Annotated in this window: 9 protein-coding genes; 6 read left to right on the top strand and 3 right to left on the bottom strand. The window is 55.6% G+C overall.

Annotated elements, in window-relative coordinates; genetic code table 11:
* Window positions 1-26 precede the first annotated feature (26 nt).
* The 5 genes from DMG62_18150 (at window position 27) to DMG62_18170 (ending at window position 8,365) form a co-directional block, all read left to right on the top strand.
* Entirely contained in the window at window positions 27-929 is a 903-nt protein-coding gene (locus tag DMG62_18150; protein PYY21553.1) for a peptidase M23, read from the top strand.
* Window positions 853-2,382 carry a TolC family protein gene (locus tag DMG62_18155; GenBank protein PYY21544.1) on the top strand — a complete coding sequence of 510 codons (1,530 nt, stop codon included), beginning with the start codon at window positions 853-855 and terminating at the stop codon, window positions 2,380-2,382. The genes DMG62_18150 and DMG62_18155 overlap by 77 nt, the downstream gene beginning before the upstream one ends.
* Before the next feature lies 1 nt (window position 2,383).
* Window positions 2,384-5,539, top strand: a complete 3,156-nt coding sequence (locus DMG62_18160) for an acriflavin resistance protein (GenBank protein PYY21545.1) — start codon at window positions 2,384-2,386, stop codon at window positions 5,537-5,539.
* Window positions 5,536-6,744: an efflux RND transporter periplasmic adaptor subunit gene (locus DMG62_18165; protein PYY21546.1), complete on the top strand. Its 1,209-nt coding sequence runs from the start codon at window positions 5,536-5,538 to the stop codon at window positions 6,742-6,744. Before DMG62_18160 ends, DMG62_18165 begins: the two co-directional genes overlap by 4 nt.
* A gap of 301 nt (window positions 6,745-7,045) precedes the next feature.
* Window positions 7,046-8,365: a cysteine desulfurase gene (locus tag DMG62_18170; protein PYY21547.1), complete on the top strand. Its 1,320-nt coding sequence runs from the start codon at window positions 7,046-7,048 to the stop codon at window positions 8,363-8,365.
* 72 nt (window positions 8,366-8,437) lie between these two features.
* Here DMG62_18170 and DMG62_18175 read toward each other — a convergent pair whose 3' ends face one another.
* Both DMG62_18175 and DMG62_18180 read right to left on the bottom strand, forming a co-directional pair.
* Window positions 8,438-8,752 (bottom strand): hypothetical protein, encoded by a 315-nt coding sequence (locus DMG62_18175; protein ID PYY21548.1) that lies wholly within the window; start codon window positions 8,750-8,752, stop codon window positions 8,438-8,440.
* 517 nt (window positions 8,753-9,269) lie between these two features.
* The gene (locus DMG62_18180) at window positions 9,270-10,580 is read right to left on the bottom strand and encodes a hypothetical protein (GenBank protein ID PYY21549.1); all 1,311 of its coding nucleotides are present in this window, start codon (window positions 10,578-10,580) and stop codon (window positions 9,270-9,272) included.
* A 726-nt stretch (window positions 10,581-11,306) separates the two neighbouring features.
* Between DMG62_18180 and DMG62_18185 the strand changes: the two genes are divergently transcribed.
* The gene (locus tag DMG62_18185; GenBank protein PYY21550.1) at window positions 11,307-12,635 is read left to right on the top strand and encodes a hypothetical protein; all 1,329 of its coding nucleotides are present in this window, start codon (window positions 11,307-11,309) and stop codon (window positions 12,633-12,635) included.
* Window positions 12,636-12,711: 76 nt separating this feature from the next.
* Here DMG62_18185 and DMG62_18190 read toward each other — a convergent pair whose 3' ends face one another.
* Window positions 12,712-13,068, bottom strand: coding sequence for a DUF4440 domain-containing protein (locus DMG62_18190; protein PYY21554.1), 357 nt, complete (start codon window positions 13,066-13,068; stop codon window positions 12,712-12,714).
* Between the last annotated feature and the right edge of the window lie 49 nt (window positions 13,069-13,117).

Below are 13,117 nucleotides of genomic sequence, written 5' to 3' on the forward strand. Positions count from 1 at the left end.
GAGGTGTTGTCGTGAAAATTGCGCAAATGCTAATCGGCTCATTAATCACCTGTCTCGTGATACTCGCTGCTACAGCTAACCTCGGGCACGGTCAACAAAGCACGTCCCCAGAATGGAAAGCTGTGGAGGACGCCCTCGGACGTAAGGGATCGATGCAGCCAGACGATGTCTATAAATTCAGCATGCCGCGCTCTGACCTAAAGGTGACGGTCGCGGGCACCTCGATCAAGGCTGGTCTTGCACTCGGCTCTTGGTTAGCGTTCAAGCGCATGGGCAGTGACGCTGTTGTGATGGGAGATCTTGTGTTGAGCGAGTCTGAAGTCGAGCCGGTCATGGCGAAGCTGCAGCAGGAAGGCGTTGAGCAAACGGGGTTGCACAATCACCTGCTCAATGAAACGCCACGTGTTATGTACATGCACGTTGCGGGGCACGGCGATCCAGTCAAGCTGGCAACGGCGCTGAAAGATGCCTTGGCATTGACTAAGACTCCATTGGGTTCGCCCGCTCCTACGGGCCAGCAACCCAGTCTCGGCTTTGACACGGCTCAGGTCGATAAGGCGCTCGGGTATCAGGGCAAAAATAACAACGGGATTTATCAGTTCTCCGTTCCCAGAGCGGAAAAGATCACCGATATGGGAACAGAAGTGCCGCCGTCCATGGGCACGGCCACTGCTATTAATTTCCAGGCAACTGGGAGCGGAAAAGCTGCGATAACCGGCGATTTCGTGTTGCTAGGAACTGAGGTCAATCCAGTGATTCGCGCTCTCCGCGATAACGGAATCCAGGTCACTGCAGTGCACAGCCACATGCTCACGGAAGAGCCGCGACTCTTCTTCATGCACTTCTGGGCAAATGACGACGCAGCGAAGCTCGCAAAGGGATTACGCGCGGCCCTTGATAAAACCAATTCGGCAAAACCGAAGCAGTGAAGGAAAACAAGTCTCGTTCTGTGTCCTTGGGGAGGAACGATTGAAGCCGTTGCGACAACTCGTCTTACTGTTCACGGTGGGATCTCTGTCGTTGGCCGCGGCAGATCAACCGAACGCCACGTTACCTTCACCTTTAACACTCGAAACCGCAGTTAAGTACGCTCTTGCCCACTATCCGCAAATCCGCGCAGCACTGGAGCGAAGAGCGGCTGCGAATGGTGGCATAGCCCTCGCTCGAACTGCTTACTTTCCGAGTGCGAATGCGCTTTGGCAAAGTAATCGCGCAACTCGAAACAACATTTTTGGACTGCTCCTGCCACAGCAGGTGATCCCGTCTCTTACCGGGCCAGTATTGCCAACGACATCAAACCAGAGTGTATGGGGAAGCGCGGCAGGGATGCTGGTTTCTTGGGAGCCGGTGGATTTCGGCTACCGTCGTGCTTCTGTCGATGCCGCACGCGCGGGTGCTCGCGTTGCGTCTGCCGAGGTTGAAATCACTCAAATCGACATCGCGACCGCAACAGCGGCAACCTTCATTTCGGTAATAGACGCGCAACAAACGATACGTGCCGCTCAAGCCGATGTAGATCGGCGAGAAGTCTTCAGTCGATCAGTTCACGTTCTCGTCCAAAACCAGCTCCGCCCCGGAGCCGATGCCTCGCGGTCTGACGCAGAGCTTGCTGCAGCACGTATTGTGCTCATTCAGGCTCGAACCAACGAAAGAGTTGCGCTCGTCGCACTCGCGAATCTTTTAGGTGTGTCACCTGACGCTCTTCGACTCGATGCGACTCCACTAATTGATCGCGCACCGGCGCTTCCAGAAGCGAATCCGAACATCGCAGCCAACCCTGTCGCTTCTGCACAGAATGCGCGACTGCAGCAAGCTGATGCTCAAATTCACGTCCTTGATCGCTCCTATTTCCCACATTTCAATTTGCAATCGAGCGTGAGCGCTCGGGGCAGTGGCGCTAACGTGGACGGGAGCATTGGAAGCGGAACAGATGGGCTGGGACTTCAGCGAGAGAACTGGGCCGTCGGATTAACTGCGTCGTTTCCCGTTTTAGACTTGTTCTCCATCCGAGCGCGGAAGCAGATCGCCTCAGCAAATGAACGCGCCGAGAAAGCACGCTATCAGCAAACTGTACAAGATATATCCGCCGAGGTAGCTCAGGCGCAGGCACGGCTTGAAGGGGCGATTGCCATCGCTCAAGCGACTCCTGCGGAATTACAGGCAGCCAGAGATGCGGAAACACAAGCACGTGCACGTTATCAAGCTGCACTCGCTAATGTGGTTGAAGTCACAGATGCACAAAGCTTGTTGATTCGCGCCGAAAGCGACGATGCTGCGTCGAAATTAAACGCCTGGCGTGCGCTCGTGGGACTGGCAGCCGCGGAAGGCAACTTCACACAATTCTTGGACGCGGTGCGATCTATTTCGACGGGAGGCCACTAACATGTGGCTGATCCGTACCGCGCTCCGGCACCCCATTAGTGTCATTGTCGCCCTGCTCTCGATTGCTCTTTGTTCCATTCTGGCAATCAGCAGGATGCCAATCGACATATTCCCCAGCCTCAACCTGCCCGTGATCTATGTCGCTCAGCCATTTGGCGGGATGGATGCGGCGCAGATGGAAGGATTTCTCGTTTATTACTACGAGTATCACTTTCTCTACATCACCGGGATTCAGTCCGTCGAGTCGAAGTCTATTCAGAATGTTGGACTGTTGAAACTCACGTTCCATCCTGGTACGGACATGGCGCAAGCCGCGGCGCAGACGATTGGATACGTGGATCGTGCTCGTGCCTTCATGCCTCCGGGCACAGTGCCGCCTTTTGTCATGCGTTTTGACGCCGGCAGCGTGCCAGTGGGCTATCTCGTTTTCTCGAGCGAGACACGTGGTGCAAAGGAAATTCAAGACTTGGCTCTAAACCGCGTCCGCCCATTGTTCGCAACCATCGCCGGTCTTTCTGCTCCTCCGCCGTTCGGCGGAAACCAACGGACCATCGTTATTAATGTCGATCCTGATCGCCTGCGGGCATATCACATGTCGCCCGAAGAGGTGGTGAAAGCGGTCAGTTCAGGCAATGCCATCGTTCCTTCTGGAAACGTCAGGACTGACGGGCTCTTACGAATCACGCCGATCAACTCGGTCGTGACAAATCCGCAGGAACTACGAGATCTGCCGATCCGGAGTGGCGCCGGGCCGACGGTCTTCCTTCGCGATCTTGGGAATGTCGAAGACAGCACGGACATCCTCACTAGCTACGCTCATTTCAACGGCAGACGCACTGTCTACATTCCCGTTACGAAACGCGCTGACGCCTCCACGCTTGAGGTTGTGAATGGAGTGAAGGAGAACCTTCCACGCCTGCAAGCTGTCATTCCGAATGACATCAAAATGAGCTTTGAGCTGGATCAATCCGTTTACGTTCGCAGCGCATTGTCATCGGTTTTGCGCGAAGCCCTGCTGGGCGCTCTCCTCACCGGAGTGGCTGTGCTGCTCTTTCTGCGTGATTGGCGAAGCTCCTTAATTGTGATCGGCACAATTCCATTCGCTCTGTTAGCTGCGGTCGTTGCTTTATGGGGAGCAGGCCAAAGCATAAACATCATGACCTTGGGGGGACTGGCCCTCGCAGTTGGCATCCTGGTGGACGAAGCCACTGTTGCCGTGGAGAACATTCATCGGCATGTGGCGGAGGAAAAGTCGGTCGCGCGCGCTGTACTCGATGGCAGCACAGAAGTGATTGTTCCGCGAATGCTGGCCATGTTCTCCATTCTCGCGGTGTTTCTGCCTTCCCTCCTTATGAAGGGCGTGGCTAGATCTTTATTCGTTCCGCTTTCGCTGACAGTTGCGTTCGCGATGATCGCGTCCTACTTTCTTGCCAGTTCCTTTGTTCCTGTGCTCGCGGTCTGGATGTTGCATTCGCCTGAAAAAGAGAACCGTAGAGTTGACAGCAAATCACTAGAAAGATTCCGGGATCGACTCGGGATCATTCTCAATCGCATCATGCCGTATCGCTGGCCACTCATTGCAGCTTATGTTGTCGTTGCCGCGGCGATGATCGCTTTAGTCGGCCCCAGATTAGGCCGCGCAATTTTTCCGCGAGTTCCAGCAGGACAACTTCAACTTCGCTTTCGCGCTCCGATCGGAACCGATGTTGAGACCACCGAGGGCATAGGTTTGCAGATGCGCGACGAGATCGTTCGCGCTGCTGGTCCATCGAATGTGGCTTCGACTTTGGACTACATCGGCGTCCAGCCGACCAGCTATCCGGTTAATACGATTTTTCTTTGGACAAGTGGCGAACATGAGGGACTTTTGCGAGTGTCTTTGAAATCCGGGTCCAGCGTACATGTAGAAGAATTGGAAGAACAGCTACGAAAGACTCTGCCGTCCAAGTTTCCCAATTTGCAATTCTCGTTTGAAGCCGGCGATATCGTTAGTCAAATAATGAATTTTGGCGCGCCCACTCCCATCGAGGTCAACGTCACTGGGAATGATCTCTCAGCCACACGTCAGTTCTCGCAGAAAGTGCGGCAGGAGCTGAGTAAGGTTCGCAATATACGCGATCTGCAAGTCGATGAACCCCTGGATTATCCAAGCATCAATGTTGACGTTGATCGAGAGCGCGCCGGGCAACTAGGTGTTACCGCTCAGGAGGTCGGGCGAGCATTTCTTACCAGCACTTCATCCAGTCGATTTGTCACACCCAATTATTGGGCGGATTCCAGAACGGGAGTGGCTTACCAGGTGCAAGTCCAAGTCCCACCCTCCCAAGTCACATCGATTCAGAGTCTGGAGCAGATCCCAGTTATGCCTGGCTCCTCTTCTCATCCGCTGCTCGGAGACGTCGCTCGGGTTTCGTACGGAACAACTGTTGGAGAGTATCACCGCCTGAATGGCCAAAGGATGGTCACGCTTACAGCCAATGTTGCGGGGCAGGACTTGGGACACATTGCCAACGAAGTGCAAGCCGCAATCAGGCGCGCAGGAAAACCACCGCAAGCCACGACGGTTCAGGTGCGTGGACAACTTCAACCTATGCGAGACACGTTGGCCAGTCTGGAAGCTGGTTTGTTATTCGCAGTACTCGTGATTTACCTGCTGCTGGCCGCAAACTTCGAATCGGTGCGGTTGCCATTTGTTGTCGTCTCGACAGTTCCAGCCGTTATCTGTGGAGTGATTTTCATTCTTCTGATTACAGGCACAACTTTGAATATTCAATCCTTCATGGGTGCAATCATGGCGATCGGCGTGGCCGTCGCAAATGCCATTTTGTTGGTTGTTTTTGCTGAGAGGTATCGTCGCGAAGGCGCTTCGGCCAGCGATGCTGCAATTGAAGCCGCTCGAACGCGCATGCGACCTATTCTGATGACAGCTATGGCGATGACCTTCGGCATGATCCCAATGGCTCTGGGTATCGGCGAAGGTGGTCAGCAGACCGCGCCATTAGGACGCGCGGTGATTGGTGGTCTCGTCGTCGCTACAGCGGCCACGCTGCTCGTGCTTCCTTCTGTCTTCTCTCTGGTCCAGGAGCGAGCGCATGCCGGATCACCGTCGCTCGACCCGGATGATCCACAGAGCAGACACGCCGAGGAACGCAAATGAACCGCAATTTACGCCGACCATTTGCGATAGCCATCTTGCTAATGGGTGAAGTGTTTTTTTCGCTTTCCTGCGGTTCGAATGGTGGCGCCTCGCAATCGGCATCCGCTCAGCAGAGCAGCGGGGCGACTTATGGCAATCAGCCCTCAGCACAGGGTGGCGTCCAGACCGTAGATGCTACCAAAGTAATTTCGCAACAACTGTCGCTCACCGTTCGACTGCCAGGAGAATTCACGCCCTATGAGGCCGTTGCGCTGTACCCGAAAGTGACGGCTTTTGTGCGGTGGATAGGTGTGGATCGTGGATCACGAGTCAAAGCCGGCCAGGAGATCGTGCGTCTTGAAGCACCTGAACTCGTCGCCCAAAAACAGGAAGCAGATTCGAAACTGCAGGAATCCGAAGCTCAACGTGCTGAAGCCGCAGCGAAGCTTGCCTCCGATCAGAGTACGTTCCAGAGACTAAAGTCTGCTGCTGCGACTCCAGGTGTAGTCGCTGGAAATGATCTCGACATAGCACAACAAACAATGGAAGCAGATGCTGCTCGCTTGCGCGCAGCAGAGCGCAACATCGAAGCCGCTAAGGCCGCGCTGAGTGCGGTTACTCAGATTCAGTCATATCTCGGTGTCCGAGCACCGTTCGCCGGCGTCGTCACTGAAAGAGACGTTCATCCCGGAGCACTCGTGAGCCCCAACGGCAACGAGCCCATAGTGCGAATTGAAAATGTGTCTCGACTGCGACTCGTTTTGCCTGTGCCAGAAACCTACGTACCCGACACGATTAAAGGTGCCAAAGTCTCCTTTACTGTAGCTGCGTTTCCAGGCGAGAAATTTGCAGGCAAGATTGCTCGAGTCGCAGATTCCCTAGACGTAAAAACCCGCACGATGCCAGTGGAACTGGACGTCTCAAATGCATCAGGCCGACTTGCACCTGGAATGTATCCGCAAGTGGATTGGCCTGTGCGGCGTCCACGTCCAACGTTATTCGTGCCCACTTCGTCAGTAGCGCGCACCAATGAAAAGACCTTTGTGGTGCGAATCCATAATGGGAAGGCAGACTGGGTAGATGTGCAAACCGGACTGACCTCGGGAAAGTTGATCGAAGTCTTTGGTGATTTGCACGAAGGCGATATTGTGGCCACTCGGGGCACAGACGAACTGAAGCCTGGCACCCCTGTTAAAACACAGGACGGTACAGAAAAGAAAACTTAGCAGCAATGCCGTACAGGCTGCTGCACGCATGGTGGCGTTCTGCCCGATTAGCAAATCGCTAGTCCACAAACACGTAGACAATTTTGAAGTACCCGCGCCCAATGATGGCTATGACCTATCCCGCGAGGCCATTCTGGCCCATGTCAAAGCCCTTCTAGACCAGCTCGCTTCACGACGGAAATAGCGGGGCAGACTGACCAAAGACTTCCGCCGATTCCTTCCTTAAACAGATCAGCTAACCGTTCAAAAGAGGTGCGGTTTCCATTCACGTTGTGTAATATACGTTTCACTTAGATGATACATGTGTAACACTAACCGAAGCCGCCGAGAAGTCCTCCGTATCGGTATTGCGTGTGGCGCTAGCCTGCTGGCTCCACAGCCCAGCGAGAGTCACTCCACATCTTCCAGGCCGGGCGCGCCGGTAATCTCAGAATTTCCCGCCCTTGCTCAGACCATCAACAATAGGGAACTTATTTATTTCGATACGGCTGCGACGGCACAGCGTCCCCGGCACGTCATCGATGCTGTGAGTGATTATTACCGGTCGGAGAATGCCAATCCCGCGCCCAATCTGCACTCGCTCGCCAGGCGGTCATTGGAAATTTATGAGCGTGCACGAGCGAGCCTAGCCAGCTTCATTGGTGCTAAAGACCCTCTGGAAATCATCTGGACGCGCGGAACAACGGAGGGCATCAATCTGGTCGCTGCCACGTGGGGAGAGGCAAACATCGGCCGTGATGATGAAATCGTCCTCACTGTCGCCGAGCACGCCTCCAACATGCTTCCTTGGCAGCTCCTGGCAAAGAGAAAGGGAGCACGGGTTCGTTATCTAGACGTTCTCGATGACGGCAAATTGGAGATCAACTCTCTTCCCAAGCTGCTCACCGAAAAGACCAAGCTGGTTTGTTTCTCGCACGTTTCGAATGTGCTCGGGATCATCAATCCTGCGGCTGAACTGTGCCGAATCGCGCATGCAGCAGGAGCAAAAGTTCTAATGGACGCGGCGCAGTCGGTTCCTCACATTGCAGTCGACGTACAGAATTTAGACTGCGACTTTCTCGCTTTTTCCAGCCACAAAATGATGGGACCGATGGGAGTAGGTGTCCTGTGGGTCCGCCGCGCGATTCTGGATCAAATGCCGCCATATCAGGCGGGCAGCAACATGGCACACGCGATCTCCAGAGATGACTGGGAATATTCCGAAGCTGCGCGCAAATTCGGCGCCGGAACGCCGAACGTATGCGGAGCTGTGGGGCTCTCTGCAGCCATCGAGTTCATCCGTACCTTGGATTACCAGCGAATGTGGACGCATGAGCAAGAAGTCACGAAACATCTGCTCGAAGTTCTTTCGGAAAACAAAGGCATTCGGCTTGTTGGAGGCCGGGAGACTCAGAATCGTATCTCCCTGTTCTGCTTCACCACCGATGCAATTGAGCCCGACGAGCTGGCGCGCAGACTGGACCAATACGGGATTGCAATACGAGCAGGCGATATGGCTTCCCTTCCCTTGCTCGAACGCTTCGGAGTGAAGCGCGCCGCGAGAGCATCCCTCTACGTCTACAACACTACTGAACAGGTTGATGAGTTCGCACGCAAACTCAGACTGATTCTGAAAAACTGAGGCTCCGAAATGACCAAAGCGGATTAGCGATTAGGAGCGCCTGAGACAAGAATTTCCGATGTATGACGCGCTTTATGAATACCTTCGTAGCACAGAAAGCGAATCGCGATTCTTGCGTTGTCGGTAGAGCAACGGATTCAGCGCGAACCCGGCGTAATTCACTGGTGTGCGCGGAACAGCGAATTTATCAGCGAATTTAACAGCGAATTTTTTCACAAAAGGCCAGCGAGCAACGGACGATTCCGTGCAACCGCCTGCCGCGTCAGGGATTACGGGAATTCGCGATTTTTCCTTGCCAGAAATAACAGTGAATAACAGTGAATAAGCAGTGAATTCTGAAATTCGCATCCGTTGCTCGCCCCAGCGTCGGATGGTTGCGGCAAGCACTCTCCGCGCAGTCGCCTGAGTTCCAAAATGACATTTCTCGTTGACTCGCAATATTGACTCGTGGTAGCACCGAACTGTGTTCGGTGCTGAGGCAGGTTCGGTGCTGAGGCAGGTTCGGCGCTGAGCGATGGCCGCTCCGGATAGAACGAAGCCGAGCGCACTCCATTAGACGAGTGGCTCGCCCTTGGTTTAGGGAAGGGCACGACTTCAGTCGTGCCGTCACAGCGCAAGGCCTTTTTGTTTGGCGCTTTAGCGCCTGAGATCTCACGTTCATTCTGAAACCAAAACCTTTACCTCAGCGGCTAAAGCCGAAAAGAGTCAATTCCCAATTACGGCACGGCTGAAGCCGATGCCCTTCCCTGAACCGCAGACCGGGGCCACCCTTTGTCTTGGAATGCGATGCCAAAACTAAAACGGGAAAATGGCAGGCCACCTGCCGTTTTTGGACATTCCAGGCGGAAGACATAAGAAGCATGTGCCTCAATGCTTCAAAATGTCATGAAGGACTTCACACATCTCATCGCATCCTCCGCTGCAGCAGCTTCCACGATTCCCGGCTTTCGAGATAAGTAATAGCTGCTTTACTCTCGTCTCCTTCATCGCTCGCATGCACCATGATGAAGGTGTGTTCGTTTTCAAACTGTTCGCGGGAATAGCTGGTAAAGGAAATCACGCCGATGCCTTGGTGACAGTTGGAGCAGCGTTTAAGTGTCACAGACGGTCCTTCAAAATCGAAGCCATGGGTGAGAAAAACCTGGAATTGAGATTCGTCTTCCGCGATGCGTCGCAGCGCGATGTCGCCCCTTCGCAGGCCGCGGCGGGTCATCTGAAATTCCGCGCGACGCTGCATCACTCCGCGCCAATCAATTGTGAACTGCGCTGGAATCTCAAGGTAGCGGCGCAGCTGAACGCTTTCCGTAATTGGCGACACCACCGGACGGCCGGTGGTATCCACCAGCAGCGCGCGCCGCACCAGCGCCAACTGCGTGCCCACCGGAAACTGCGGCGGATTGCAGTGCCGAACCGGCGCTATGCATTCGCTTCCAGGATGCTCACGGCTATAGGCGCGCATGGCTTCCAGATATGCAGCCGGCTCTGGTCCGCCCGGGGGCAGCTTCATGTACACCAGAAACAATGAGCGCCGAAAAGGATAAGAGTGAATCGGCGCGATCGGCGTGCCGTCATCGCGTCCAATCAGCCTCCATCCGGCTGCCGGATCGGGCAAAGCGAAATCATCCGACGTTGTGGAGCCCCGCAGCGCAGCGAAGTTGTCGGGCAGATGTCGAATCTCATCTGGCGTGAGCGCCACCGCCTTGATGATGGCCGCAAGCCGCCGTTCGAGTTGCGCACGCTGCTCCTCGTGACCATTCAAAGGCCCAGCCAGCCAGTCAAACACCGCCCACAGATCTCGCTGAAATATCGCTCGCGCAAGCGGATCACGGATCAGCTGTTCGGCATGCGTGCGCGTGAATTCATCCAGCAAGCCCACAGTCTCTTTGTAGGTGTAGCCATGGAGCAGATGATTGGTGTTTTGCCAAAGCAGGGGATCCACATCGTCGCATCCCCAGAGACGACCGTCACGATCGCGCCGCTCCAGCAGACGCCGGTGCACCCGGTTCCAGATGTGATTTGCATCGGAGGAGTATGGAAGGAAATGTTCGCAGTCTTGTTTGGGGACAACCGCGCTCACTTGAAACAGATCGTGTCGCTGCACAGTACCGGCTACCAGGAACAACGATGCAGCCAGAGCGGTAAGCAGTCCAAGACGCCTCAATGCCTGTAATCCCAGGGCTCGTAAAGTTCGACCGGTTTTCGCTGCCCAATGCATGCCGGTTCAGACCACTCCGCCGTCTGGTGAGGCGCTTCCGAAATCATAGTGAGGCCATCCACCACTCTACGCGATTGTGCTGAATGTACACATTCCCCACATACCTCTGGAATGCTTCTGCGGGCTTGCACGAGGTTTAAGGAAAGGCACGAGGTTTAGGGAAGGGCACGACTTCAGTCGTGCCGTAACAGCGCAAGACTTTTTGTTTTGCGCTTTAGCGCCTGAGGTCTCACGTTCATTCTGAAACGAAAATCTTACCTCAGCGGCTAAAGCCGAAAAGAAAAACAATTCCCAATTACGGCACGGCTGAAGCCGATGCTTCCCTGAACCGTAGACCGAACGTCAAAAGCCGTGCCCTTTCCTAAGGGTGCGCCACTCAGCCCGGGCAAGCGCTGATTTGGACAAGGAAATCGGCTCACTCAGTCCAGACATACAAGCGGACATGATCGCCCTCGATGGCGATCCGACCAGGGACACTACCGCAGTACGGCGAGTGGTGTTCGTGATGAAGGGCGAGTCGTATACAAGCACAGGCGATAGTGGTTCCAAAGAACCAAGATGGGAAAGGGCACGAATCATGTCGTCCCTGCATTCTCATCCCGCGTAGCAACTTTAGTCACCTCTCGTGGGTGCATCTCAGTACCGCTCATTAGATAATCGCTCGGGCAGGCGCGCAGCGCGAAGGACGAGAACTACAAGAAGATCCTTGAGAATCGTGAGTTCCGAATGATGAGATTTTGCTTTGTCAATGCTGCAACCGTTTGCCAGACGTCAACCATTCTCCGTGGGCTCCTCTGTTTGGCGGTTGCGCTTCTCGTTGCCTGCGGGGCTAGAGAGACTCCGCCCATCAAAACCGTGGATCTCGCCGTCGCCGGCCAGACAATCACAAGGGTGCGCACAGCAGGTAGCGCGGTCGTATTGCTTGAGCAGCGACTTACATCCATCTTTGAGGACGGTCCACAGCGCACGCTGGCGATACTACAAAGCGACGGCCACACCGTGCACCCCTACATGCCGCCGTCAGGATGGTCAGTGGTTGACTTCGCGGTGCATCCGTCCGGCGACATTTCGGCAATTCTCACCACAGCACGAGAAGTGCGCATCGTGCGGCTCGATCCTAACGGACCGATTCGAAGTGACCAACCGTTTCTCGACTCCGCCGCCGGGCTGGCCCCGCTCGGTGAAAGCCTGGCTGTCGTATTGCGCACCGGGCGCAACGCGATCGTTGCCTATCGTCTCGACCGGGACACGCTCGGCACATATCAGGTTTCCTGGCGGACCCTCGTAGAGCCCGGTACTTCGATCCTCGGGGAGGGCATTACCAGTGGTAGCTTCGACGTCTTCGGCCAGCTCGAGAATCATCTGAGGATTTACGTGGATGTGGATACGTCCGGCACGCTCGCGGTCGGTGTCGTCAATGCCCCGATGCGCAACTTCACGTTCCGTGGGCACGCAGAGTTTTTCGGCGAACCAATTGCAGCATCGATGGGTGCCTTGCTCACGCGTGTGGCGAGCGCCGACGGCCGCCGCCTGGGAAGCACCGTAATCGACACTCACGACCTTGCCGAACTGCATGGCGTGCGGGCAACGCCTCGCGGCTTCGTGTTGGTGGGCCGGGTTCTCTCCGAGGTGCGATCAGACGGAACCGGGTGGAATGCGTTCACTGCGTTGGTCGGGAGCGATGGCACTCCCGGCCCGTACAGTGTGGTCGATGTCGATCGCGGCGACGTGTTGTTTGATGTTGCAGCCTTGCCCAGCGGCCGATACCTCGCGCTGGGTACCACCGGCTACGTGCAGAACCCAACCGGCGCGAGTATCTCCGAAGCTGCTCAGCCACTGTTGGCGCTGTTAAACGCCGACGGCTCGCTGGCCCAGAACCTCGGCTACATCGGCGGCGCCCGCCACAACCAACTGACTACCATCGCCCCTCTGAACGGCCACTGGCTTCTTGGCGGAATGAACAATGGTCCGGGAACGCATTCCGGCGACGCTCAGCGCGAGCTAATCGTCGCCGATGGATTCTTGCGGGAAACGTCCAATTTGCCAGCCGAGTGAGCTGCGTTTCCCCCAAGGGCACCCACGTTGTCGGTTCATTTCAGGAAACACGAAAGCCAATGGCCGATAGCCGGTCTCACCGCACTGGCTCATGGTCGTAGCTGATCGCGCGCGTCATCTTCCATGCGCCGTCCTTGTTCTGCCAGAGGGTTATGAACTTGGCCTCTCCCACGCCATCTTCCGGGTTGTGAGAATGGTAGAAACGATGAACGCCAATCTCCACCGCGCCATAATCCTTGAGCGGATACACCTCGAGCGATCCCGCTACCAGCCTGCGCTCCACCTTGCCGCAGATGTTCTGCTTGATCGCTGCGATAAACGGCGCCTTACCAACCGACAGCCCCGTCTTGTCGTGATAGAACTCCAGGTCGTCTGACACCATCGCGCCCAGCTTCGCGAGATCGCAGTGGTTGTAGGCATCGAAGAGCTGGATGTCGAGCGACTGTACCGTCTTGAAGAGAGCGTCAGATGGCTCGTTCGAC

The sequence above is a fragment of the Acidobacteriota bacterium genome, assembly GCA_003225175.1.
Taxonomy (GTDB): Bacteria; Acidobacteriota; Terriglobia; order Terriglobales; family Acidobacteriaceae; genus Gp1-AA112.